Annotated in this window: 27 protein-coding genes and 1 pseudogene; 6 read left to right on the forward strand and 22 right to left on the reverse strand. The window is 36.6% G+C overall.

The features are described 5' to 3' along the window. Nucleotides 1-54: 54 nt before the first annotated feature. The gene (locus MKY02_RS15890; protein WP_038191205.1) at nt 55-555 is read left to right on the forward strand and encodes a DUF309 domain-containing protein; all 501 of its coding nucleotides are present in this window, start codon (nt 55-57) and stop codon (nt 553-555) included. Here MKY02_RS15890 and MKY02_RS15895 read toward each other — a convergent pair. The 13 genes and pseudogenes from MKY02_RS15895 to MKY02_RS15950 form a co-directional block, all read right to left on the reverse strand. After that, entirely contained in the window at nt 552-923 is a 372-nt protein-coding gene (locus MKY02_RS15895; protein WP_038190938.1) for a GNAT family N-acetyltransferase, read from the reverse strand. The two genes, MKY02_RS15890 and MKY02_RS15895, sit on opposite strands and share 4 nt — an antisense overlap. Nucleotides 924-1,107: 184 nt before the next feature. After that, complete coding sequence (gene lysA / locus MKY02_RS15900; RefSeq protein ID WP_038190941.1) at nt 1,108-2,433, reverse strand: diaminopimelate decarboxylase; 1,326 nt, start codon at nt 2,431-2,433, stop codon at nt 1,108-1,110. A gap of 100 nt (nt 2,434-2,533) precedes the next feature. Next, a complete protein-coding gene (locus MKY02_RS15905; RefSeq protein WP_038190953.1) occupies nt 2,534-3,994 on the reverse strand; it encodes a spore germination protein in 1,461 nt (486 codons plus the stop codon). Further along, on the reverse strand, nt 3,991-4,779 hold the full coding sequence (locus MKY02_RS15910) for a SigF/SigG family RNA polymerase sporulation sigma factor (RefSeq protein WP_038191206.1): 789 nt from the start codon (nt 4,777-4,779) through the stop codon (nt 3,991-3,993). Before MKY02_RS15910 ends, MKY02_RS15905 begins: the two co-directional genes overlap by 4 nt. A gap of 4 nt (nt 4,780-4,783) precedes the next feature. Further along, nucleotides 4,784-5,230, reverse strand: coding sequence for an anti-sigma F factor (spoIIAB, locus tag MKY02_RS15915; protein ID WP_038190956.1), 447 nt, complete (start codon nt 5,228-5,230; stop codon nt 4,784-4,786). Beyond that, on the reverse strand, nt 5,223-5,576 hold the full coding sequence (locus tag MKY02_RS15920; protein WP_053417375.1) for an STAS domain-containing protein: 354 nt from the start codon (nt 5,574-5,576) through the stop codon (nt 5,223-5,225). The genes spoIIAB and MKY02_RS15920 overlap by 8 nt, the downstream gene beginning before the upstream one ends. Before the next feature lie 489 nt (nt 5,577-6,065). Continuing rightward, a pseudogene (locus tag MKY02_RS22070) lies at nt 6,066-6,167 on the reverse strand (hypothetical protein); the annotation flags it as partial. 441 nt (nt 6,168-6,608) lie between these two features. Continuing rightward, a complete protein-coding gene (locus tag MKY02_RS15925; RefSeq protein WP_038190962.1) occupies nt 6,609-7,913 on the reverse strand; it encodes a pyrimidine-nucleoside phosphorylase in 1,305 nt (434 codons plus the stop codon). Nucleotides 7,914-7,929: 16 nt separating this feature from the next. After that, on the reverse strand, nt 7,930-9,114 hold the full coding sequence (gene deoB / locus MKY02_RS15930) for a phosphopentomutase (RefSeq protein WP_038190965.1): 1,185 nt from the start codon (nt 9,112-9,114) through the stop codon (nt 7,930-7,932). Nucleotides 9,115-9,199: 85 nt separating this feature from the next. Continuing rightward, nucleotides 9,200-10,105, reverse strand: a complete 906-nt coding sequence (xerD, locus tag MKY02_RS15935; protein WP_340711518.1) for a site-specific tyrosine recombinase XerD — start codon at nt 10,103-10,105, stop codon at nt 9,200-9,202. 75 nt (nt 10,106-10,180) lie between these two features. After that, entirely contained in the window at nt 10,181-10,648 is a 468-nt protein-coding gene (fur, locus tag MKY02_RS15940) for a ferric iron uptake transcriptional regulator (RefSeq protein WP_038190970.1), read from the reverse strand. 94 nt (nt 10,649-10,742) lie between these two features. Beyond that, nucleotides 10,743-11,261 carry a hypothetical protein gene (locus tag MKY02_RS15945; RefSeq protein WP_038190973.1) on the reverse strand — a complete coding sequence of 173 codons (519 nt, stop codon included), beginning with the start codon at nt 11,259-11,261 and terminating at the stop codon, nt 10,743-10,745. A gap of 62 nt (nt 11,262-11,323) precedes the next feature. Further along, on the reverse strand, nt 11,324-11,863 hold the full coding sequence (locus tag MKY02_RS15950) for an NUDIX domain-containing protein (RefSeq protein WP_038190976.1): 540 nt from the start codon (nt 11,861-11,863) through the stop codon (nt 11,324-11,326). A gap of 69 nt (nt 11,864-11,932) precedes the next feature. Here MKY02_RS15950 and MKY02_RS15955 point away from each other — a divergent pair, with 69 nt between their 5' ends. After that, nucleotides 11,933-12,829 carry an aldo/keto reductase gene (locus tag MKY02_RS15955; RefSeq protein WP_038190979.1) on the forward strand — a complete coding sequence of 299 codons (897 nt, stop codon included), beginning with the start codon at nt 11,933-11,935 and terminating at the stop codon, nt 12,827-12,829. Between the two features lie 96 nt (nt 12,830-12,925). On the opposite strand, the gene MKY02_RS15960 is transcribed toward MKY02_RS15955, so the two are convergent. The 3 genes from MKY02_RS15960 to MKY02_RS15970 form a co-directional block, all read right to left on the reverse strand. Then, on the reverse strand, nt 12,926-13,411 hold the full coding sequence (locus MKY02_RS15960; RefSeq protein ID WP_038190981.1) for an HXXEE domain-containing protein: 486 nt from the start codon (nt 13,409-13,411) through the stop codon (nt 12,926-12,928). Nucleotides 13,412-13,655: 244 nt separating this feature from the next. After that, nucleotides 13,656-13,922 (reverse strand): YqkE family protein, encoded by a 267-nt coding sequence (locus MKY02_RS15965; protein WP_038190985.1) that lies wholly within the window; start codon nt 13,920-13,922, stop codon nt 13,656-13,658. A gap of 14 nt (nt 13,923-13,936) precedes the next feature. Continuing rightward, entirely contained in the window at nt 13,937-15,121 is a 1,185-nt protein-coding gene (locus tag MKY02_RS15970) for an acetyl-CoA C-acetyltransferase (protein WP_038190988.1), read from the reverse strand. Between the two features lie 82 nt (nt 15,122-15,203). On the opposite strand from MKY02_RS15970, the gene MKY02_RS15975 reads away from it, so the two are divergent. Together MKY02_RS15975 and MKY02_RS15980 are read left to right on the forward strand one after the other, a co-directional pair. Beyond that, the gene (locus MKY02_RS15975) at nt 15,204-16,100 is read left to right on the forward strand and encodes a hydroxymethylglutaryl-CoA lyase (protein WP_340711520.1); all 897 of its coding nucleotides are present in this window, start codon (nt 15,204-15,206) and stop codon (nt 16,098-16,100) included. 13 nt (nt 16,101-16,113) lie between these two features. Continuing rightward, nucleotides 16,114-17,064, forward strand: coding sequence for an alpha/beta hydrolase (locus tag MKY02_RS15980; protein ID WP_340711522.1), 951 nt, complete (start codon nt 16,114-16,116; stop codon nt 17,062-17,064). A gap of 10 nt (nt 17,065-17,074) precedes the next feature. On the opposite strand, the gene MKY02_RS15985 is transcribed toward MKY02_RS15980, so the two are convergent. From MKY02_RS15985 to yneA, 6 genes are all read right to left on the reverse strand, one after another. Continuing rightward, entirely contained in the window at nt 17,075-17,296 is a 222-nt protein-coding gene (locus tag MKY02_RS15985; protein WP_038191006.1) for a YneF family protein, read from the reverse strand. A gap of 93 nt (nt 17,297-17,389) precedes the next feature. Further along, complete coding sequence (gene sirA, locus MKY02_RS15990; RefSeq protein WP_235175786.1) at nt 17,390-17,824, reverse strand: sporulation inhibitor of replication protein SirA; 435 nt, start codon at nt 17,822-17,824, stop codon at nt 17,390-17,392. A 150-nt stretch (nt 17,825-17,974) separates the two neighbouring features. Then, nucleotides 17,975-19,975: a transketolase gene (tkt, locus tag MKY02_RS15995; protein WP_340711525.1), complete on the reverse strand. Its 2,001-nt coding sequence runs from the start codon at nt 19,973-19,975 to the stop codon at nt 17,975-17,977. A gap of 93 nt (nt 19,976-20,068) precedes the next feature. Beyond that, nucleotides 20,069-20,305 (reverse strand): DUF896 domain-containing protein, encoded by a 237-nt coding sequence (locus tag MKY02_RS16000; RefSeq protein ID WP_038191014.1) that lies wholly within the window; start codon nt 20,303-20,305, stop codon nt 20,069-20,071. Nucleotides 20,306-20,371: 66 nt separating this feature from the next. Continuing rightward, nucleotides 20,372-21,028: a YneB family resolvase-like protein gene (locus MKY02_RS16005; RefSeq protein WP_038191017.1), complete on the reverse strand. Its 657-nt coding sequence runs from the start codon at nt 21,026-21,028 to the stop codon at nt 20,372-20,374. Then, a complete protein-coding gene (gene yneA / locus MKY02_RS16010) occupies nt 21,025-21,339 on the reverse strand; it encodes a cell division suppressor protein YneA (protein WP_038191020.1) in 315 nt (104 codons plus the stop codon). The genes MKY02_RS16005 and yneA overlap by 4 nt, the downstream gene beginning before the upstream one ends. Nucleotides 21,340-21,506: 167 nt before the next feature. Between yneA and lexA the strand changes: the two genes are divergently transcribed. Both lexA and MKY02_RS16020 read left to right on the forward strand, forming a co-directional pair. Beyond that, nucleotides 21,507-22,127, forward strand: coding sequence for a transcriptional repressor LexA (gene lexA / locus MKY02_RS16015; RefSeq protein WP_038191032.1), 621 nt, complete (start codon nt 21,507-21,509; stop codon nt 22,125-22,127). Between the two features lie 616 nt (nt 22,128-22,743). Beyond that, nucleotides 22,744-23,187 carry a carboxymuconolactone decarboxylase family protein gene (locus MKY02_RS16020; protein WP_038191034.1) on the forward strand — a complete coding sequence of 148 codons (444 nt, stop codon included), beginning with the start codon at nt 22,744-22,746 and terminating at the stop codon, nt 23,185-23,187. Nucleotides 23,188-23,233: the final 46 nt, after the last annotated feature.

Raw genomic sequence — 23,233 nt, forward strand, 5'->3', positions numbered from 1 at the left:
TCAACCACCTGACAGTTTATGTTCAAAATACAGTATAGAGGAATGGTGTTCGAAATGCATCCGATGTACCACCCATTATTTGTCCAGTTTCTAACATATTTCAATGGCAATCAAGATTACTTTGAATGTCACGAAGTGTTAGAGGAGTATTGGAAAGAAATAGCTCCAAGAGATAAAACTCACCCCTTAACAGGATGGATTCAACTAGCAACCGGCCTATACCATTGGCGCCGAGAAAATTTTAGTGGAGCCAAAACAATCTTAAAAAAAGCATATATTACTTTAGAGCAGTCCGTCAATTCTTCATTTATGGAAGAAGTGGACGGTATTGCAATTTTACACTCTATGCAGAAAATTCAACATGCAGTAGAAAAAAAAGAGCCTTTCCAAAAATTTATTCTACCAATTACCTCAGTAACCCTAGAGAACCAAGTTTTCACATCAATTGCCTTATTGAAAGAAACAGATGCTCATTACCTACAACATAAGCATATGCTACGTGACCGCTCGGATATTCTCCTGGCGAGAGACGAAAAAAGAAGAAGCAGACATTAAATTTCTTTGTCTGCTTCTTCTAGCATCGCTTTACATTTCTGTATGAACGGTGCAGTTTGATCACAAGCTGCGATCACACAATCCATATCCATTTTAGAAAGCTGTTTAACCATCTCTTTACCGAGTCCCTCACCTCTATGTGAAGGGTCAACCGATATATGTCTAACAATCCATTCGTCATCAGCAATCTCTACGCCAACTAAACCAATAAAGTCGTCCTCTTGTTTCCATAAAAACAGTTGCCAGTTTGGATCTGTATCGTATTGTCGAATCGTTTCTTGTAGTAATTTCAGATCTTTTTGATCTGGCATAAAAGACAAGAGCCCCATCGCAATTTTTTCGAATGCTTTCTTATAACGACATAACATTTATATGATCCCTCTTTTTGCCTTTAAGTATCTTTCAACATCCTACACGAAAAGCAAAAATTACGCAAATAGATTCACATTATTTACCTATATTTGATGGAGCAATATAAAGCCAATAAATAACGCCCCATGCTGTTGTTAATATTAGGAATAACAGAAGTAATAAAATATTACTTTTCTTCAATTAACGATTTACCTCCTTCCCAATCGTTAGAGGAAGGTCAAGCTTCACAAGATCTTCATAACTTTCGCGCTTTACAACTAATTGATGTGCGCCTTTTTCCGCAAAAACGACAGCAGGCCTTGGAATACGATTATAGTTACTCGCCATTGAATAACCATACGCACCTGTACAGAACACAGCCAAAATATCCCCTGATTCTGCTTTTGGCAACTTGATATCCTCAATCAGTTTATCACCAGACTCGCATAACTTACCAGCAATCGTATATGTGTTAACTAATTCGTCATTCATTTTATTGGCAATGACACCCTCGTATTTTGCGTCGTAAAGAGCTGGACGTATATTATCAGACATCCCACCATCAACCGCAAGATAATTCCTCGTATTAGGAACTTCTTTTTGAGAACCGACTGTATAAAGTGTTGTACCAGCGTCTCCAACTAACGAACGACCTGGTTCAATCCAAATTTCAGGCATCGGCATTGAAAAAACAGCCATCTCTTGTTGTACTGCTTTGATCATATCATCTACATAAACTGCTGGTTGAAGTGGTGTGTCCTCTTCTGTATAACGAATTCCGAATCCTCCACCTAAATTTAATACTTGGCTAATGAAGCCGGATTCTTTATACCATTCGCCCATTTTATCACTTATTTTTTTTGCTGCTAAGCTGAAAGCCGCTGTATCGAAGATTTGTGAGCCAATATGACAATGCATTCCTTGTAATTCTAAATATGGGTGATTTTGCAATAGCATAAATGCACGGTCCGCTTGTCCATTATTTAAGTCAAAACCAAATTTAGAATCTGCTTGACCTGTTGTTATAAAGTCATGCGTATGTGCCTCTACTCCTGGAGTTACACGGATTAGGACGTGCATTTTTTGTTGACGTGCTTCAGATAGTTGTTTCAAGGCATCAATTTCATCAAAATTATCAATTACAATACATCCAATTTTCGAATCGAAAGCAAGATTTAATTCATCGTAGCTTTTATTATTACCATGGAAATGGATGCGTTCACTTGGGAAACCTGCTTTTAAAGCGGTATAAAGCTCCCCACCAGAAACAACATCGACTGATAGTCCTTCTTCAGCCGCTAATTGATAGATTGCAACGCTTGAAAACGCCTTACTAGCATAAGCAACTTGTGCTTGCACCCCTGCATTTTTAAAAGTATTAATAAATCCTTGCGCTCGCTCTCGAAAAAGGGCTGTATCGTAAACGAATAAAGGTGTACCATATGTTTTTGTTAAATCAATAGCGTCTACTTGTCCAATTGTTAAATGACCATTTTCAGTTACGTTTTGAGTACCATATAAATGCATCAAATCTCTCCCTTTATCCGTATCACCCAAAAGAATTCACGGAATTTTTCTATAACTAATTGAACTTTATCATAGAATGAGAAATGTATGCAATGGCATATCATGAACGTTTTCGCTGTTTTGCACCAACAATATACGGTCTTAAAGCATCGCTCGTCATAGGGAATCGTATGAATATACGTAAAAAAGCTTGTGGGAAGAACGGAACAACTGGCCACATATAAGGTACTTTCATTGGTCGTAACGAACAAATATATAAGAAAAGCCCTAATATACCTAGGAAGAATCCATTAACTCCGAGCCATGCGGTTATGAGTAACAAAAAGATCCTAAATACTTTAATGGTGATACTCAATTCATACGAAGGAATTACAAATGTGAAAATGGCAGTAATTGCTGTATATAACACAACTTCAGGTGAAAAAAGTCCAACATCAATTGCAATATTCCCGATAATAACACCTGCAATTAATCCCATCGCAGTGGAAAGTGGAGTTGGTGTATGAATGGAGGCAAGCCGCAAGTATTCTATCCCTGCATCTGCTATTAATATTTGGAGTAATATCGGTATGGCGGACTTCTTATCTATTCCGACGAAATCTAAAAACGTAGGAATCAATTCATGATGCTTGATTAATAAATACCAAAAAGGTAATACTATGAGGCTTAAAAAAGTCCCGAAGAAGCGTAAGAAGCGGACAGCTGTTCCAATAAAAGGGGCCTGACGATATTCCTCTGCATGTTGTAAATGATGAAAAAATGTTACGGGTACTAAAATAATTGAAGGTGACGTATCGACAATTATCGCGATATGACCTTCCAATAAATGAGCGGCGGTAATATCAGGTCGCTCAGTGTAGCGTACAAAAGGTAGTGGATGGAAACCTTGTTTAAATAACCATTCCTCTATTGATTTATCCGCCATTGTTAAACCATCATGATGGATTTTCTTCATACGCTGGCGTATATAATTGAGATGGTCCTCATTGGCAATACCCTTCATAAATACGATTGCTGTATCTGTCTTGCCTTTATCAGAGATTTGATGCAATTCAAACCGCAAGGATGCATCTCGAATTCGCCTTCTTATAAGCCCTGAATTTTGTACAATATTTTCTGTAAATCCATCACGTGACCCCCTAATAACTTTTTCATTATCAGGTTCCTCAGGTTGTCTACCAGGATAAGCCCTTAAATCCGCTATAAAAGCATAGCCAGATGGAGTTATAAACGCCACCTGGCCCCCTAATATCGCAGTTAATAGCTGTTCCTGATTCGTCATCGGCTCCCAAGCAAAATACGGGAAGCAAAATTGGAAAAATTCCGGCTCAGTTTCAGGTGTATATCCTTCCACCTCTTGAGTCGGTTGAATATTGACAAGAATTTCTGTGAAGTTGGCACTATCAACGAGCCCATTAATATAAATAGAGAACACCGGCATTTTGTATAAATGCAAATGTTTCATTCCTATATCAAAGCTTTCGCTTTCACCGAATTTTGAAATCATAAACTTTTCTGCTTCTTCTATACTTGCGAAAATAGGTTTTTGTTCTTCAGTCATTTTTTTGCCGCCTTTTCTAATCCTTTCAATTGACCTGGTGCTAGCCAAATTTTCAACTGTGATAAGATTCGTTTTTCTAGTCGCGATACTTGTACTTGTGAAATGCCAAGTCTTTCAGCAATTTCACTTTGAGTACAATCTAAGTAATAGCGTAAATAAATAACAGATTGTTCCCTTTTACCAAGTCTTGTTAAAATATCTCGAAGTGGTATATGCTCAAACGGCCTTTCAGAGGTAGCATCTCTCATTTGGTCCATTAACGTAATTGGATCACCATCACTTTCAAATAATTGTTCATGTAGTGATGCAGGGTCCCTTAGAGCATCCGAAGCCATTGCTATTTCATCAGTTGTGACTTCCAACAAATCGGCCAATTCCTTCATCGTAGGGGGTCTTTCATTGATTTTAAGAAAATCATCTGTGGCATGCCGAATTTTATAGTTAAGCTCTCTAATAGATCGGCTTACTTTAACCATACCGTCATCTCTTAAAAAACGTTGAATTTCACCAATTATCATAGGTACTGCGTACGTTGAAAATTTCACTTGGTATGACAGATCAAATTTGTCAATCGACTTCATTAAGCCAATACAGCCTATTTGAAAAAGATCCTCTAAATCTGCCCCGCGTGAAGCAAAACGCTGTACGATTGACCAAACAAGACGCGTATTCCCCTCTACCATCTCCTTTCTAGCGTTTGCATCGCCAGCTTGAGACTGCAGTATGAGTTCTCGCATTTTCTCCTGTGTCAGTAATATAGAAGAGGCTTGTGGTTTAGATGTCATTTTCTCACCTAGCGGCAAACGGTGAACCTACTGGTTGAAATTGCTTCTTGAAGGTGACCGTTGTCCCTTTCCCGCGTTCGGACTTAACAGATAACTGATCCGTGAAGCTTTCCATAATTGTAAAGCCCATGCCAGAGCGATCCATTTGTTGCTTTGTCGTATATAAAGGTTCCATTGCTTGCTGTACGTCTTCAATTCCACATCCTTGATCTGAAATCGTCACTGTTACTTCTCTATCAACACGAGTAGCATAAACAGTTACAATGCCTGTGCGATTTTCCTCATAGCCATGAATAATTGCATTTGTAACCGCTTCTGAAATGACAGTTTTTACCTCAGACAATTCCTCAATCGTTGGATCTAGCACTGTCATGAAACTCGTCATCGCCATACGCGCTAGTGCTTCATTTTCACTGACCGCTAAAAACGATAAAGTCATTTCATTATCCATTCAAAATCCCCCCTAAAGTTCGAATTACTTCATCTTCTGTACCTTGCCAAATATATTTGGACAATCCTGAAAACTGGAATATTTTCTGCATTGTAGCAGACGGATTTAAGATGACTGTTTGTCCATTGATTGGCGCTAAATCACGCATTCTTCCTAAAATTAAACCAATGCCAGCGCTATCCATAAACTGTAGGTCACCTAAGTTCCAAACAATTGCGTGAACGCTACCTTGGTATATTGCTTGTGAAATGTCTTCTCGAATACGGTTTGCAGCGTGATGGTCTAAATCACCTTGTAAACGAATAACGGCAATGCCATCCACTGTCAGTTGAATTAGTTGTTGCATAGTCATACCTCCTTTTCACAAGCATATTCCACATTTGTTTTGCGTTATCCTTCTGCATGACAATTTAAGAAGAAACCTTCTAAATTTAGAACTAAATCGACAGTAAATGGATGTCATCTTTATCCATAAGTATTGGAGATTCGAGGAAATTTTAATCAAAAAAAATCTCTATTTTTATAAAAACAAAATTGAATGGTGGAAAATGGAGAAAATCAAGAAATTAGGTCAACAAGTAATGTGATCTTTTTTAATATAGATCTCATTTCACAGTATTTTAGTTTTTGGCTGTTTTCTAAAAGATTGTTATTTCTGTTAAAACATAAAAAAGTTAATATACGAGATGATTATATTTAGGTTAGATGATTTTAATAGTTGATATTAAAAGGACTACACATATAGATAAATGTGTAGTCCTAATTTAATATTTTGTTGCACTAAAATCCTATTTATTTAGCAAGGAATCTAATGATCTTAGCTAACATTCGTTATTTAGTACAACCCATCTACATCTTCTTTCGTGTTAATAAAGATGTTTTTAGTTTGTGTGTATGCATCTAATATTGATTTGTAAGTTTCACGGCCAATACCTGATATGCGCTTGTGAATCATTGAACATAGCAGAATAATATTTTGAGAGAATAATTTGATGTCTAATTAACAAAACTGATATTGTACATGTTGCAAAGTTGAAAGACTGGAGCAAGGATATCAAAAAGAAAAACAAGATGGCATACATGTTCTTAGAAAAATTTACATTGAATGAAATGTAAATTTTTTTCAATAGAATAAATGAAAATTATAAGACAAAAGTGGACTGCACTCTGTCAAATAGATAATGGCAGTTCACATCTTGTAGATTATCTATTTTTTTATTTTGAACCTTATGATTTGATTAACAATACCCTTAGAGAAAACAGCCTAGTTATTCTTTCAGTAAACGCATTCTTCCACCACCACAAAATTTATTTTTTTCAACATTTAATCAACAAAAAAAGCTGGTACTCAATTAAATGAGTACCAGCTCTTAAAAAATTATTCTGTTATGATAGCCTCGATTAATTTCGGTGCTTGAGGTGCTTCTTTGGAAATTTTAATATGTGAATAGATTTTATCAATCACTGAAGAGACATCTTCTTGGTTTGCATAAATTGTTACGAGAGACTCACCTTTCGTTACTTTATCGCCAACTTTTTTGCGTAGCATTAAACCAACAGCTAAGTCGATAGTTGATTCTTTCGTAGCACGACCTGCGCCTAAAATCATTGCAGCTGTTCCAACTTCATCAGCTTCGATAAATGATACAAAGCCATCTTCTTTTGCTGGTACTTCGAAAGTATATTGAGCTTGAGGCAACAATGAAGTATCATCCACAACTGCAGGGTTACCACCTTGACCTTCAATAAATTGTTTGAAGATTTCTAATGCGCTACCATTTTTGATAACTTCAAGTAATTGTTCACGCGCTTCTTCAATTGTTTTCGCGTGACCACCTAGAACCACCATTTGACTACCAAGTGTTAAGCAAAGCTCCGTTAAATCTTCCGGACCTTCTCCTCTTAAAGTATCAATTGCTTCTTTTACTTCTAATGCATTACCAATCGCAAAACCAAGCGGTTGGCTCATATCAGAAATAATAGCCATTGTGTTACGACCGACATTATTGCCGATTTGGACCATTGCATGTGCTAAATTCTTAGCATCCTCAACAGTCTTCATGAAGGCACCTTCACCCGTTTTTACATCAAGTACAATAGCATCTGCACCTGCGGCAATTTTTTTACTCATAATTGAGCTCGCGATTAAAGGGATGCTACTTACTGTTGCTGTCACATCTCTTAGAGCGTATAGTTTTTTGTCAGCAGGTGTTAAGTTACCAGTTTGACCAATAACGGCTAATTTAATGTCATTTACTTGCTCAATAAATTGCTCTGTCGTCAATTCAACATGGAAGCCTTCAATAGCCTCTAATTTATCAATAGTGCCTCCTGTATGCCCTAAACCTCGTCCACTCATTTTAGCAACAGGAACACCGACAGCTGCTACTAAAGGGCCTAATACTAACGTTGTTGTGTCACCAACGCCACCAGTCGAATGCTTATCAACTTTAATACCTTCGATTTTAGATAGATCAATCTGATCTCCTGATTCAACCATTGCCATTGTTAAATCTGCACGTTCACGATCGTTCATATCTTTAAAATAAATAGCCATCAATAAACTACTTGCTTGATAATCTGGAATTGAACCGTTTGTATATCCTTCTACGAAAAAGCGAATCTCTTCCGTAGTTAATTCTCCACCATCACGTTTTTTTTCAATAATATCAACTATTCGCATTTTATTACTCCCTCACTTATTTTAAATTTGATAAGAAGCTTGTGCCAAATTCCGGTAATTTCACATTGAAGTTTTCTGCAACTGTTGCACCAATATCAGCAAATGTAAGTCTTAATGGTAATTCATGACCTTCTTTAAAGCGTGGTGAATAAGCGATTAATGGCACATATTCACGTGTATGATCACTTCCAGGGAAAGTTGGATCATTTCCATGGTCAGCTGTTATTATTAACAGATCATCTTCCGATAACGCTTCCAAAACTTCTGGTAAACGACGGTCAAATTCTTCTAACGCTTCACCATATCCAATTGGATCTCTACGGTGACCATAAGCTGCATCAAAGTCAACTAAGTTTAAAAATGATAAACCATGGAAATCCTTACGTACAACTTGTGATACCTTGTCCATACCATCTGTATTATCCTTTGTACGGATTGCTTCTGTTACACCTTCATTGTTAAAGATATCTGAAATTTTACCTAAAGCAATGACATCAAAACTAGCATCTTTTAATTCATTCATCACTGTACGTCCAAATGGTTTTAACGCATAATCATGACGATTCGATGTACGTTCAAAGTTACCTGGAGTTCCAATGAAAGGACGAGCAATTACACGGCCTACTAAATATTCAGGTTGTAAAGTCAATTCGCGAGCGATTTCACATATTTTATACAATTCATCTAATGGAACAATTTCTTCATGTGCCGCGATTTGTAATACTGGATCAGCAGATGTATAGACGATAATAGCGCCGGTTTCCATATGCTCTTTACCGTAATCGTCAATCACTTGCGTACCACTTGCTGGCTTGTTACAAAGTACTTTGCGACCAGTACGTTCTTCTAATTGCTCGATTAAAGTTTGTGGGAAGCCTTCAGGATACACTTTGAACGGTTTATCAATATTTAAACCCATAATTTCCCAGTGTCCTGTCATTGTATCTTTCCCAACTGAAGCTTCTTGCATTTTGCCGAAATAAGCTGCAGGTTTTTCGACTGGAGTAATACCAGGTAACTCACGGATATTTGATAAACCTAATTCCCCCATATTGGGCATAGTTAAGCCATTCATTTTTTCTGCAATATGACCTAATGTATCTGCACCTACATCACCGAACTTTTCAGCATCAGGTGCTTCTCCAATACCTACTGAATCCATAACGATTAAGTGAATGCGTTTAAATGGTTTTGTGTTCATTTGTGTTCCTCCTTTATCTTTACATTCATTTTACCAAACTATACGAAAAAATAAATGTCAGACCTCTGACATTTAAAATTTTTTTTTATGCACGTGGGTGGAACTGCTTATATACTTCCGATAATCGCGTCTTACTAATATGTGTGTAAATTTGAGTTGTTGAAATATCAGCATGTCCAAGCAGTTCTTGAACTGCACGTAAATCAGCACCATTTTCAATTAAATGCGTCGCAAAAGAATGACGTAAAATATGTGGTGTGATTTCTTTATCTATACCCGCTTTCTCTGCATAATCCTTCATTAATTTCCAACAAAATTGTCGTGTTAAGCGATCTCCCCTTTGGTTGATAAAAAAAGCCTCTGATTTATGTAGCTTATCTTCTAGTATTGGTCTTCCCTTTTCTAAATATGCCAAGCATGCTTCTAAAGCTTTTCGTCCAAGTGGAATAATACGTTCTTTACCACCTTTACCAAAGACTCGTACGAAGCCCATTGTAGTATGAACATCTTCTAAATTCAGTGCAATACACTCACTTATTCGCATACCACTTGCATATAACAACTCAAGCATCGTTTGATCGCGAATTCCTTGAGGTTTTGCAAGATTGGGCATGGCTATTAAGTTATCAATTTCTTCAATCGATAAAATTTTTGGTAATTTTTTCTCTAACTTCGGCATTTCTAAATGCACTGTCGGATCCCCACTAGCTCTTTTTTCTCTTAACAAAAATTGATGGAATGAACGGATTGATGAAATATGTCTTGAAATAGTTCGTGCAGACTTCCCTGATGTTTTTAACATTTGCAAATGATGTAATATATTCACTCTGTCTATATCATCAAAATAATGTACACCTTGACTTACAAAAATATTCTTAGTATAAGCAGTGATATCTCTTTTATATGATTGTAATGTATTATCAGAAAGCTGGCGTTCAACGCGTAAAAAGTGTAAATAATCTTGGATTGCATCTAGTACATCTTGGTTCATTTTGGTTCCCTCCTTAAAAATAGGTAAATAAAAAAGGACAGCACCTCCGCCATCCTTTGTTTGTAAGCTATAAACTTATGATTGATTGCTATTGTTATCTGACTCTTTAACATGACAGCGCCAGCAAATACCGTGAAATGTTAATCTATGGTCTTTAATAATAAAATTCCATCTTTTTTCAACGACTGCTTCAACGTCTTCAAGTAAATCCTCTTGAATTTCATCAACAGCACCACATTCGATACAAACGAGGTGATGATGAAAGTGAGCAGCTCCTTCTTGACGTAAATCATAACGAGATACACCATCGCCGAAATTGATTTTATCGACGATTTTAAGCTCCGTTAAAAGCTCCAATGTTCGATACACTGTTGCAAGTCCGATTTCTGGTGCTTTTTCTTTAACGAGTAAATAAACATCCTCAGCACTCAGGTGATCTTCCTCATTCTCTAAAAGCACTCTTACTGTCGCTTCACGCTGCGGCGTCAGTTTGTAGCTCGCACCATGTAATTGTTTTTTTATTCGATCAATACGGCTTTCCATACGACGCCCCCCTAAACTTCTTTCATTATACCAAAAAGTCAATTCTCATTACAAGATTGAATTGATTATAATTATAATAATTATTATTTGATAGTTATTTTAATTTATAGATAAAGTGAATTGCAAGCAATTCGCCCCCTAAAATTACTAGAGTGGCTATGAGAACTACTATTACACGGGGTAAAATCGGTAACTTCTTCCTGACAGCATAAACTGGTTCAGGTACAAGTACTATGCAAAATACCATTAATACTATACTGTAAAGCAATTGAAAAGGAAACCACCATGCAGCATATGACCAAAATGCGTTTTGTGTGTCTATTAAATAACCTGCACTGTATCCAAAAAATGCCGATTTTAATACAACAACAACCCTCGCCACATGTCTTAAATAATTATGAGATGCGAGCAACGAAACAATAGCAAATGGAATGACAACTGGCAATAAAGATTGCCAAATTGACGGCTTCCCTTGTAGGAGTACCCTACTATCCATTTTACGAATGAGCCATTCTGCTTGTTCAACAGTAGAAAGTTGCAACAGTAAAATTCCTCCGATAAAGCCAATTGCAATAATTAAGAAAAAGTAAATAATTTGAAATGATCGGTTCATATAGGTCACCTTCCTTTACTTCGTACAACCTATGCTTGTCCCGACCTATTTCATAACTTATTTTACAAGATATTTTTCATCCACATAATTGCAAACACTGTTTTAGCATCATAAATTCTTTCTTCACGAATCATTTGTTCAGCTTCTTCTAACGTAACTTCTAATAATTCGACAAATTCATCCTCATCTAGACCAGCAGGATTCTCAATTCTATATAAATCTCTCGCAACATATATATGAATAACTTCATCTGCAAAGCCTGGAGATGTGGCAAAAGATTGAACAAACGTGAAGTTTTTCGAGCCATACCCTGTTTCTTCTTCTAACTCGCGGATAGCTGTATACTCAGGTTTCTCACCTTTTTCTAATTTACCAGCGGGAATTTCGATAATACTACGCTCTAAAGGTTTACGATATTGCTCCACAAGAACAATTTTACCTTCGTTTGTTATAGGAATAATTGCTACTGCTCCTGGATGAGTTACTAATTCTCTAGTTGATGTGTTGCCATTTGGTAATATGACTTCATCCACTTTGACTGAAATAACTCGACCCTCAAAAATTTTTTTAGAACTAGTCGTTTTTTCTTCAAATTTTTTCATGATTATAACCCTCTCCGTTGTGCTTTTGTTATTAATCATTGTACCATTATCATATGAGGAGTGATATTTTTGAAGAGTAGAAAATTAGGTAATAGTGATTTAATTATTTCAGAAATCGGCCTTGGTTGTATGTCTCTACCAACTGATGAAAAAACTGCTAAATGGATAGTAGATTCGGCGGTAGATCATGGTATTACCTATTTTGATACCGCGGATCTATATGATAAGGGCATCAATGAGGAACTTGTCGGTAAGGCACTAAATGGAAAACGACAAGATATTATACTAGCTACTAAAGTGGGCAATGTTTGGGACAAGGACGGAGAAGGATGGCACTGGGACCCTTCAAAGAAAAATATCGAACATCAAGTAAAAGAAAGTTTGCGTCGCTTACAAACAGATTATATTGACTTATACCAACTACACGGTGGAACAATTGGTGACCCTTGGGATGAAATAACCGAAGCATTTGATCAATTAAAAAAAGAAGGTATCATTCGGGCATACGGTATTTCATCAATCCGCCCAAATGTTATTAAGGAATTTTTACCAAAAAGCGATGCAGTATCTGTCATGATGCAATATAGCTTGCTAGACCGCAGACCTGAAGAATGGTTTGATGTGCTAAAAGTTAATAACGCATCTATTGTGACACGTGGCTCTTTAGCAAAAGGTTTACTAACAAATGAATGGTCAGACCGCTTAGCAAAATTAGATGGGTACCAAACTTATAGTCAATATGAACTTCAAGCTACTCTAGAAGAAGTAGCAAACAATACAAAAGATGTACATGCAGCAGCACTTGCTTATGTATTACAATCACCTATTGTAGCATCTGCAGTGATTGGAGCAAGTTCAAAAGAACAATTGGAAGCAACAATTTCAGCTTACAATAATGCAGCACCGATTTATGCTAAAGAACTAGAGAAACTAACAAAAATAGATACGTATAACGCACATCGATAATTTTACTAGAAGGATTCAACATCACGAATCCTTCTTTTTTTACAACAAAATGACACTAACTATATATTTTACTTATTTTTAACAATCCTTATAAACTTATACTATGAATTTTGCAATTAGTAGCGCGATTAGTGCAAATGGGGTCTGTAATATGAAACCAACTAGTAAATACACTCCCACCTGCTTAGGTGTGATTAAATTTTCTAATAATAGCTTTCTAATACTAAATAGACAAAATGGTATTAAGATGGCAACAGCGGTAATGACACCAGGTACATATTTTTTTAAGATTATACTTTGCACAACATGCCCTATTCCATTCGCAAGGAATACACCAGCGACTAATAAGGCAAAGAATTTTATGGGCAGTATTCCGATAAATCGTTTATTATTAGCCGCTTTCACACAGCCAATCACTACGATAATCCATAATAAAATAAATGCGATAATAAATTCCTCAGTAGAAACGGAAAAGGGGAATTTCATAGTGAAATTTTCAATGGTTGCGATTTCCTCCAAATCATGAATTAAAAAAACAAGAGGAAAAATCCATATAAGTAATTTAATTTTAGAAACTTCCATACTTCACCCCTATTATTCTGAAGCTATTTATAAGTTATCAATGTAAAAAAAAAGAATTATTATACTAAACATTTAGTGTGAAATTTCACCATATGTTGGTACAGAATAAAAGGTAGCTCTGAAAGAAATCTTTCAAAACTACCTTCTATAACGCACTACAATGACCTTTTTATATAGTTAAATTATGAAACTTCCATAATTCATTTGTACAATGCCGCTTTAAGCAATCCAACTATGTCTTTTGTTAACTATTAAACTTTGAGCCCTTATCTCCGTACTCATTCAATAACTCTGCAAACGATTTGTTCTTCTCACGTTGTTTACGTTCAAATGCTAACTTTGCCTCGCGTTCATCCTGTGCTGCTTGTTCTTTTGCAACAAGGTCTTTTTTAGCAAGTTTTAGTTTCTCTAACACATCACCATTAAGTTGGTCTTTTAATGTTAGTGCCTCACTTTTTGCGGATTGTTGTTGTGCTGGTTGTTGTCTTTGTTGTTTTTTCTTTTTAGCCATGGTCAATCTCCTTCTTACGTTCTTTTTACGATTGTTGCAACACCTTGCCCTCCACCTATACAGAGTGTAGCAAGACCCGTTTTAACATCTCGCTTCTCCATTTCGTGAAGTAGTGTTACTAGTATTCTAGCACCACTTGCACCAATTGGGTGACCTAAAGCAATTGCACCCCCATTGACATTTAACTTCTCATGGTCAAAATGCAATTCTCGATCAACTGCAATTGACTGAGCTGCGAATGCTTCATTCGCTTCAATCAAGTCAATTTGTCCTAACTCTAGTTGCCCTTTCGTTAAGACTTTTTGCACCGCCCTAACAGGACCACTTCCCATTACAGCTGGATCTACACCTACACATGCGTTTGAAACAACTGTTGCAATTGAATTAATGCCCAACTCATCGGCTTTAGCTTTTGACATTACTACAAGTGCGGCTGCACCGTCATTAATACCAGAAGCATTTCCCGCTGTCACAGATCCTTCTTTTTTAAATGCAGGTCGTAGCTTTCCTAACTTTTCAGCTGAAGTTCCCGGCTTTACATATTCATCTGTATCAAATACGACTGGTTCACCCTTACGTTGAGGAATTTCTACTGCAACAATCTCTTCTTTAAATTTCCCCGCTTCTTTTGCTGTTGTCGCTCTTTCTTGGGAACGAGCTGAGAAGCTGTCTTGCTCTTCACGAGAAATTGCATATTGGTCACATAAATTTTCAGCTGTAATTCCCATATGATAGTCATTAAATGCACACCATAAGCCATCAGTAATCATACTATCAATCACCTTCTGATCGCCCATACGGAAGCCATCACGTGCGTTATTCAATAAATATGGTGCTTGGCTCATATTTTCCATCCCGCCTGCGACAATGATATCTGCATCGCCTGCAATAATGGCTTGTGTTGCTAAATGAACAGCTTTAAGACCTGATCCACAAACTTTATTTATAGTTAAGGCAGGTACCTCTTTTGGAAGGCCTGCAAATATAGCTGCTTGACGAGCTGGATTTTGACCTAGACCAGCTTGTAATACATTACCCATAATCACTTCATCTACTTGTTCAAAAGGCACCCCTACCTTTGACAGCGCTTCTTTTATAACAATTGCACCAAGTTTTGTTGCAGGTACATCCTTTAACGCTCCTTGGAAACTCCCAATTGCTGTACGTACAGCACTTACAATAACAACTTCAGTTGTCATAATTATTCCCCCATGTTTAAGTACGAATTTATTTGCTAATATGTACATCCCTTCCTTACAATGGAATATAGGAGGGGATGTTATGTTCAGTTTACCAAATAATGCGACAATTATCGAGGTAGGTCCAAGAGATGGATTACAAAATGAAAAAAACTTAATTGAGACTAATGAGAAACTCAAATTCATTAAATGCTTGCAAGATGCCGGCATTACAGAAATGGAGTTAACTTCTTTTGTCTCACCTAAATGGGTGCCACAAATGGCTGATGCAGAAAATATTATTAAGAACACTGCTAAAGTAGGTAGACAATTTGTCTTAGCACCGAATGCTACAGGTGTGGAGCGTGCGATGGAGAACGGTGCAGATGCCATTGCCGTTTTTGTTGGTGTTAGTCATACATTTAATAAAAAAAATATTAATAAAAATACTGACGAAGCCATGGATAGTTTAGCACCTGTCGTGGCAAAACTGAAAGAGCAAGGAAAATTTGTACGCGCATGTATTTCAACAGCTTTTTATTGTCCATATGAAGGGAAAATTGAAGTTAAAGACACAATTTCTTTATGTAAAGTATTTGCGAGTTGGGGTGTGGATGAGCTAAGTGTTGCAGATACTATTGGCATGGCTAATCCGGTAGAAAGTTATACCCTATTTAAGCTTTTGAAAGAAGAATTACCTAACTTACTTTTGACTGCCCATTTTCACGATACGCGAAAAATGGCTCTAGCAAATATATATGCTGCATTACAAGCTGGTGTGGACCGATTTGATACATCAGCGGGTGGTCTTGGAGGTTGTCCTTTTGCAAAAGGTGCTACAGGAAATGTTGCAACAGAAGATGTTGTACATATGCTAGAAAGTATAGGAGTTCACACAGGGATTGATGTCGAAAAAATTTGCGAAGCAGCAAAAATTGTCGAACCTTTAATATCCGGAACAATTGATAGTGGTCAATTCCGGCTCTTTAAGCAAAAGTAGAGGAGTGATGATCATGAAAAAACGTGTGCTTTGGATTTTCGGGCTTATTTCGGGTACACTTGGCGCCATTACAGCCATTCTCGGATACTTGTTTTCAAGTCGAATTATGTATATGAAGAACAAAGATGCAGCCTTCATATTACAACGAGAAAAGGAAGCAAAGCGTTTTGACGAAGTTTGGTTTGAGCATGTAAATAAGGAAGAGATGTGGGTTGATTCCCCGAATGGCTATTCAATTAAAGCCATCCACTTCCAGCCTTTGCAAACAAATAATACGATTATTATTTGCCATGGTGTTACGGAAAATAAAATTAATTCCGTAAAATACGCTCGTCTTTTCGAGCGCTTAGGCTTTAACTCAGTCGTTTATGATCATCGTAGACATGGTGACTCTGGTGGCAAAACAACAAGTTACGGATATTACGAAAAATATGATTTACAAGCAGTTATGAAAACTTTAAAGCAGAAGCTAGGTGGTGAAGGTATAATTGGTGTACAAGGAGAATCTATGGGCGCTGCTACTACATTATTATACGCAGGTACATTAGAAGACGAAGCCGACTTCTACATTTCCGATTGCGCCTTTTCCGATTTTTCAGAGCAATTATACTACTTAATGATGAAACAAACACCACTACGTAACAGCATAGCAATTAAACTTGCTGGTATCTTCTTAAGGATGCGTGATGGATACTCTTTAAAGAGCATTTCACCTAAAGAGGCTGTAACTAAAATTGAAAAGCCAGTACTGTTTATTCATAGCCTTCCAGATGACTTCATCTTACCTGAAATGACAATTGAAATGTATAGCTTAAAGCCTGGCCCTAAAAAGTTAAAGCTTTTTGATGTAGGTCCTCATGCACAATCCTTTAATATGAACCCTGAAGCCTATGAAATGTTGGTCGCAGACTTTTTAAAAGAGTTTGTCTTTAAAGACAAAGACAAAAAAATAGCACTCAATTGAGTGCTATTTTTTATTTACCGCTTAATTTATTCATTGAGTTCATCATTTGTTTGATTTGTTTTTCAGACGGTTTACGTCCCATTTGAGACATCATTACTCGTAGCATCTGTTCGTTAATAGGTGGGTTGTCTTTTAAGTATTTCATCATATATTGACGGGCAACAAAGAAACCGATAGCTACTCCTGCTATTAATGCCACGATAACAAGTATAATCCATAACGTAGTATTCACTGGTTTTCCTCCTCCAAGTTTCTTATGCGAGAAAACTATCTCCAACAAGGATTATACAATAAAAAACCACTACATACTACTGTTTGACAAGATTTATCGTCTTTCGTGAGAATGGAATTTAAGTGGTTTTAACCAACCACATTCCATTTCATCTTTATTAAATCCGATAAAGCAATCACTTAATTTTGACAATGTTGCAAATAAGTCTAACTCTAGCATGCGTGACCCAACACAGACAACAGCTATGTAATAAGGAAAAATATCAATTTGGATTTCCCCTTTAAATTCATTCATCAAAAAGATTTGGTGATCCTTCGTTTGAATGCCTGAAAAGCTATTACCTAATTGTTGTTGAATGATTAGTTCAATTTCCATCATATCCAAAGGCTCACATAAATAGGAGATCTCTTGCGTCGGATGTATTGCATGCTCATACGAATTTGAGGATTGAATTAAATCGAATAGTAAACGTTCTCTACCATAAACAAAAGCCTGATGTTTCTTTTTCACATGAAAGATTGAGTACATTCGCAAGATTACCACTCCTCTCTTGTAAACAGTATAGCAAAGATTGCAAGAACATTTTGTCAATTGACGTCCGATTTAAAGCACTTTATTTGTCAAAAAAGAAAAAGTAGAGGAAAAAATCCTCTACTTTTCAATATTATCGCTATTTTTTTAAGCAAATAATGCTTTTACTTTTGAAACAACATTTTCTACAGTAAAGCCATATTCTTTCATAACAATTTCACCTGGCGCACTTGCACCAAATTTATCAATTGCTAGAACATCACCTTCGAAGCCAGTATATTTATGCCAGCCGAATGATGAACCCATTTCAATTGCTAAACGTTTTGTAATTGTTTTTGGTAATACCGCTTCTTTATATGCTGCATCTTGAGCTTCAAAACGATCGAATGATGGCATAGAAACAACCGATACATCGATACCTTCAGCTGCTAGTTGCTTTTGAGCTTCTATAGCAAGGCTAACTTCTGAGCCAGTTGCTAAAATTAGTGCATCCGCTACTTCTTTAGTTGCTTTTGAAACAACATAAGCGCCTTTTGAAACACCTTCAGCTGCAAGTGAAGCTGAGTGTTCAGACACTGGTAAGTTTTGACGAGAAAGTACTAATACTGTTGGTTGGTTTTTAGACGAAACGGCTAATTTCCAAGCTTCAGCAGATTCGTTTGCATCAGCAGGACGAATAACAGAAAGATTTGGCATAGAACGTAATGCAGCTAAATGTTCAACAGGTTCATGCGTTGGACCATCTTCACCAACAGCGATACTGTCATGCGTAAATACATACGTTACAGGTAGTCCCATTAATGCAGATAGACGAATTGCTGGACGTACATAGTCACTGAAGACGAAGAATGTACCACCAAAGACGTTTACACCACCATGAAGTGCCATTCCATTTAGAGCTGCACCCATAGCAAATTCACGAACACCGAACCAAATGTTACGACCTTCTGGAGTTTCTGCTGTGAAATCGCCAGCATCTTTCATGTATGTTTTATTTGATCCAGCTAAATCCGCACTTCCTCCGAAGAATGAAGGGGTGTTTTTTGCAAGTGCATTGATTACTTCACCAGAAGACGAACGTGTAGCAATAGATTTACCTGCTTCATAAACAGGTACTGCAGATGCGAAATCTTCAGGAAGTTCCCCATTCATCGCATTTACAAACTGTTCTGCAAGAGCAGGATATGCTTTTTTGTATGTTTCAAATTGTTCATTCCAAGTAGCTTCTGCAAGTGTTCCTTGAACTTCAGCTGCTTGTTCGAATGTCGCATATACCTCTTCTGGTACATGGAATGGATCATGAGGCCATGAGTAGTGTTCTTTAGTAAGTTTCACTTCATCAGCACCTAGTGGCGAACCGTGTGAGTCAGATTTACCTGATTTGTTTGGTGAACCGTAGCCAATAACTGTTTTTACTTCAATAATAGTAGGTTGGCCTTTATGTGCTTTGGCTTGTTCAATAGCCGTATTTATTGCTTCAATATCATTACCATCAGCTACATGAATGTAGTTCCAGTTATATGATCCAAAACGTTTTTGAATATTTTCAGAGAATGATTTATTTAAATCGCCATCTAACGAAATGTCATTGCTATCATATAGCACTATCAGTTTTTCAAGTTGTAAGTGACCAGCTAAAGAAATTGCCTCAGCAGCAACACCTTCCATCAAATCTCCATCACCACAAAGTGCAAATGTATAATGATCTACTACTTCATGTTCCGGCTTGTTATAAACGCCTGCAAGGTGACTTTCCGCCATTGCCATACCGACAGCCATTGCAATACCTTGGCCTAGTGGTCCAGTTGTTGCTTCAACTCCAGCTGTATGACCATATTCTGGGTGACCAGGTGTTTTTGAATCCCATTGACGGAAACTTTTGATTTCTTCCATTGGTAAATCATATCCACCTAAGTGTAATAGGCTATACAAAAGCATAGAGCCATGACCTGCTGATAAAATAAAGCGATCGCGGTTAAACCATTTAGGGTTTGAAGGATTGTGACGAAGTTGTTTTGTCCAAAGAGTATAAGCCATTGGAGCAGCCCCCATCGGTAATCCTGGGTGACCTGAATTAGCTTTTTCAATAGCATCAATTGACAAAGTTCGAATAGTGTTAATTGCAAGCTGATCTGCTTGTTGAGTCATTTTAATAGACATCCTTTCTTAAGCTAAATAGTGTACTATTATATTTTAGTCAACATTCTTATATAAAACAATGTTTTCTCTATAAATATGTGTTTAATTTAATCGATTATTCTTATTTTGTTTTTGACGTAACTTTTCAGGCGTTACTTCATTTCCCTCCGGGTCGAAAACACGGACATTTTCAATCGTCTCACGCATCGAAGATCGGAATGTGTCTAAATACTCTTTACGAAGTGTTGTTTGTTCTTTTGCTTCTTCTACAGTTAAACCTTGTGACTTTGATTTTTTCGAAAGTTCACTTATACGTTGTAATTTTTCTTTTGATAACATTTATTTCTCACCTTTCATACAGACCTTAATACAAAGGTATGCAAAAAAGACCGCAAGCGCAAGCTTTTAGTCTTTATTTTTCTCCTTTAATTCCATAAATCTTCGATGAATTGTCGCTTTACTAACTTGAAAGCCCAATCCTCTCAAAGTATCTGTAATTTCTTCAAATGTCATACCTTTTTGTCTAAGTTGAATAATTTGTTCAATCGGGACATCTATGCGATCTCGTCCCTCAGGATTCCCTCGATCTTTTAAATTCTTTTCTGGTCTATATCCGTTCTGTACAGCTCGTCTCATCCCTCTACGGATTTTCGCATTATGTAATTTACGTTGATACTCTTCAACTATCGCTAGTATTTCTAGCAACATAGCATCCATCTCATTTAGCCGGACGTGACCTGCATCACTTAATGTAAAAATATCTGTATTCGTTTTTTGCAGTAAATGAAGTACCGCCATTCGGCCATTTCCACGCCCTAAGCGCGTCTCATCTTGAACAAATAGTGCCGGTTGTTCATATTCCTTCACACACTCAAGTAGATCAAGTAAACCTTCCCGATCAATATCATATCCGCTATGTCGATCTGAAAAGACTTGTGCAACTTCATATCCTTTACTCGTTGCAAATTCCCTTAACTCAATCTCTTGCCTTTCAAGCGAAGTATCTTGTGTATCTTTTTCGGTACTTACACGGCAATAGAGTATTGCTATTTTTTGTTTCATTTTTTATCACTCGCCACTTCTACTCCTATATTTGGAACTTTTATATTATCATGTTCCGGAACTATTAGAGTATGCCCCGCATAAATAGTATCGTCAATTAAATTATTTTCATTTTTAACCTTAGCTATCCATTCATGATCAGCCATTTTACCTTTATATCTATCTGCAAGAGAAATTAAAGTATCTCCATCATGAACTTTAATTTCTTTATATGATGTATTCCCACTATTTGCAACCACTAAAACTGTTGTAAACATTACGCAAAATCCAAAAAGCAATGTAATGTATTGATTTTTTTTGAACCAACTCACACTTATTCTCCCCTTTTTTCGAATACCTGTTCGGAATGTATGTTCTCAATATAAACCGAACGTTTGTTTTTGTCAACGGTTTTTTCGAACTTATGTTTGCATTGTTTGTTCGCTAATGCTATACTATTAATAACTTTTACATAGTATGAGATAAAGAGGTGATTGGATTGAAAAAAGTATCGAAAAGACAAGAAGATATATTGTCTTTCATCAAAGAGGAAGTTCGCACTAAAGGATACCCACCTTCCGTCCGTGAGATTGGTGAAGCAGTTGGTCTTGCATCAAGTTCTACAGTCCACGGACATCTTGCTAGACTTGAGAGCAAAGGACTGATTCGACGAGATCCAACGAAACCTCGTGCAATCGAAATTTTAGATCAACAAGATTCTACAATCGCAAAACAAGGTGTTGTACATGTACCACTAGTTGGTAAAGTTACTGCAGGCCTTCCTATTACTGCAATTGAGAATATCGAAGAATACTTCCCTATCCCAGATTCTTATGGAACAACTGAAGATCAAATTTTCATGCTTGAAATTATGGGTGAATCTATGATCGAAGCTGGTATATTAGATGGAGACTATGTAATCGTGAAACAACAAGCAACCGCGAGTAATGGCGAAATTGTTGTAGCGATGACAGAGGACAATGAAGCAACTGTAAAACGATTTTTTAAAGAGGAATCTTATTTCCGCTTACAGCCAGAAAACTCTTCTATGGAACCAATTATTGTAGATCGAGTTTCCATTTTAGGAAAAGTAGTTGGTTTGTATCGTAACGTTTTATAAATGACAATAATATCAGATTGCAATAATCAATGAATTTTTTGATTCTTGCAATCTTTTTTTATATACATAAACATAATATATTATTTGTATAATCGCACATTCCATCTAACGAAATACCTTTATTTCACATTCCATCTTAGCTAAGTATAAGTTTGGAATTTATCTTCTTGGGTCGGTCGGTCTGTTTTTTTATTCTTTTAGGTTAAAGGTTAAGTGAGAGGAAGAATGGTAGGTGCGGTTTAAAGATGCCCCCTATTATCCCCTCATAAATGCAGGCTTCGGATGACAACGTATTACAAAAAAGTATCCAATAAGTTCTAAAACTTTATTTTTAGCTCGATTTATAATGTGGTGGAACCGTGCTTACAGGACCAATGCCATTCTCTACGAATTTCTTCGACTTCGATGGTCGGCTGCATCTTGTACGTAGTTCCATGTCATCTCACCACAGTAACCGTTTTGTTGATTGATTATTGATTGATCTCGTACTTTTGCCAGAAGGCTTATTACATTTTAAATTCCAATTAATTTGAATACTATACAATCTAATTAATAGTACAAATATTCGTATAAAGTTATAATTGACGTATCTTAAAAATCAAAGGAGTTTTGTCTTATGAGTCAAAGAGTTCCCTATTATACTGTTGCACCTGATGGTTTGAAAATCATGATGGATATGGAGAAGTACACCAAAAAGTCTACTATTAATCGAACTACTAGAGAACTTATCAAAATTAGAGTTTCACAAATTAACGGTTGTGCTTTTTGTATAGATACTCATACTTCCGATGCTCGTAAGATGGGTGAAACGGAACAACGAATTTATTGTTTAAATGCTTGGAATGAATGTACTTTTTATACACTTGAAGAAAAAGTTGCTCTAGAACTATCTGAACATATTACTTTAATCCCTACTAAAAGAGTTCCTGAAGATCTGTATAAGCGAGTTCGTGAACTGTATAACGATAGAGAATACGTTGACCTTGTGCTAATCATCAATCAAATCAACAGTTGGAATAGAATTTCTATTGCAATGGGAAATATAGCAACCGAAAAATAATCCCTCTCAACGAGCACCTTAAGGTGTTCGTTTTTTCATTCCCTTC

The organism is Viridibacillus sp. FSL R5-0888, from assembly GCF_038009105.1.
Taxonomy (GTDB): domain Bacteria; phylum Bacillota; class Bacilli; order Bacillales_A; family Planococcaceae; genus Viridibacillus; species Viridibacillus arenosi.

Bases quoted from the DNA above. Each gene is read 5' to 3' on its own strand.
- MKY02_RS15960 (WP_038190981.1), bottom strand. From the start codon at position 13,411: ATGGAAGTTTCTAAAATTAAATTACTTATATGGATTTTTCCTCTTGTT.
- spoIIAB (WP_038190956.1), bottom strand. From the start codon at position 5,230: ATGGATAATGAAATGACTTTATCGTTTTTAGCGGTCAGTGAAAATGAA.
- tkt (WP_340711525.1), bottom strand. From the start codon at position 19,975: ATGACTCAACAAGCAGATCAGCTTGCAATTAACACTATTCGAACTTTG.
- MKY02_RS15950 (WP_038190976.1), bottom strand. From the start codon at position 11,863: ATGAAAAAATTTGAAGAAAAAACGACTAGTTCTAAAAAAATTTTTGAG.
- deoB (WP_038190965.1), bottom strand. From the start codon at position 9,114: ATGAACACAAAACCATTTAAACGCATTCACTTAATCGTTATGGATTCA.
- MKY02_RS15975 (WP_340711520.1), top strand. From the start codon at position 15,204: ATGTTCAGTTTACCAAATAATGCGACAATTATCGAGGTAGGTCCAAGA.
- MKY02_RS15890 (WP_038191205.1), top strand. From the start codon at position 55: ATGCATCCGATGTACCACCCATTATTTGTCCAGTTTCTAACATATTTC.
- MKY02_RS15980 (WP_340711522.1), top strand. From the start codon at position 16,114: ATGAAAAAACGTGTGCTTTGGATTTTCGGGCTTATTTCGGGTACACTT.
- MKY02_RS15920 (WP_053417375.1), bottom strand. From the start codon at position 5,576: ATGCAACAACTAATTCAACTGACAGTGGATGGCATTGCCGTTATTCGT.
- xerD (WP_340711518.1), bottom strand. From the start codon at position 10,105: ATGAACCAAGATGTACTAGATGCAATCCAAGATTATTTACACTTTTTA.
- MKY02_RS15925 (WP_038190962.1), bottom strand. From the start codon at position 7,913: ATGCGAATAGTTGATATTATTGAAAAAAAACGTGATGGTGGAGAATTA.
- MKY02_RS15970 (WP_038190988.1), bottom strand. From the start codon at position 15,121: ATGACAACTGAAGTTGTTATTGTAAGTGCTGTACGTACAGCAATTGGG.
- MKY02_RS15895 (WP_038190938.1), bottom strand. From the start codon at position 923: ATGTTATGTCGTTATAAGAAAGCATTCGAAAAAATTGCGATGGGGCTC.
- MKY02_RS15910 (WP_038191206.1), bottom strand. From the start codon at position 4,779: ATGACATCTAAACCACAAGCCTCTTCTATATTACTGACACAGGAGAAA.
- MKY02_RS16000 (WP_038191014.1), bottom strand. From the start codon at position 20,305: ATGTTATCAAAAGAAAAATTACAACGTATAAGTGAACTTTCGAAAAAA.
- sirA (WP_235175786.1), bottom strand. From the start codon at position 17,824: ATGTACTCAATCTTTCATGTGAAAAAGAAACATCAGGCTTTTGTTTAT.
- fur (WP_038190970.1), bottom strand. From the start codon at position 10,648: ATGGAAAGCCGTATTGATCGAATAAAAAAACAATTACATGGTGCGAGC.
- MKY02_RS15905 (WP_038190953.1), bottom strand. From the start codon at position 3,994: ATGACTGAAGAACAAAAACCTATTTTCGCAAGTATAGAAGAAGCAGAA.
- MKY02_RS15945 (WP_038190973.1), bottom strand. From the start codon at position 11,261: ATGAACCGATCATTTCAAATTATTTACTTTTTCTTAATTATTGCAATT.
- MKY02_RS16020 (WP_038191034.1), top strand. From the start codon at position 22,744: ATGAGTCAAAGAGTTCCCTATTATACTGTTGCACCTGATGGTTTGAAA.
- MKY02_RS16005 (WP_038191017.1), bottom strand. From the start codon at position 21,028: ATGAAACAAAAAATAGCAATACTCTATTGCCGTGTAAGTACCGAAAAA.
- MKY02_RS15965 (WP_038190985.1), bottom strand. From the start codon at position 13,922: ATGGCTAAAAAGAAAAAACAACAAAGACAACAACCAGCACAACAACAA.
- lysA (WP_038190941.1), bottom strand. From the start codon at position 2,433: ATGCATTTATATGGTACTCAAAACGTAACTGAAAATGGTCATTTAACA.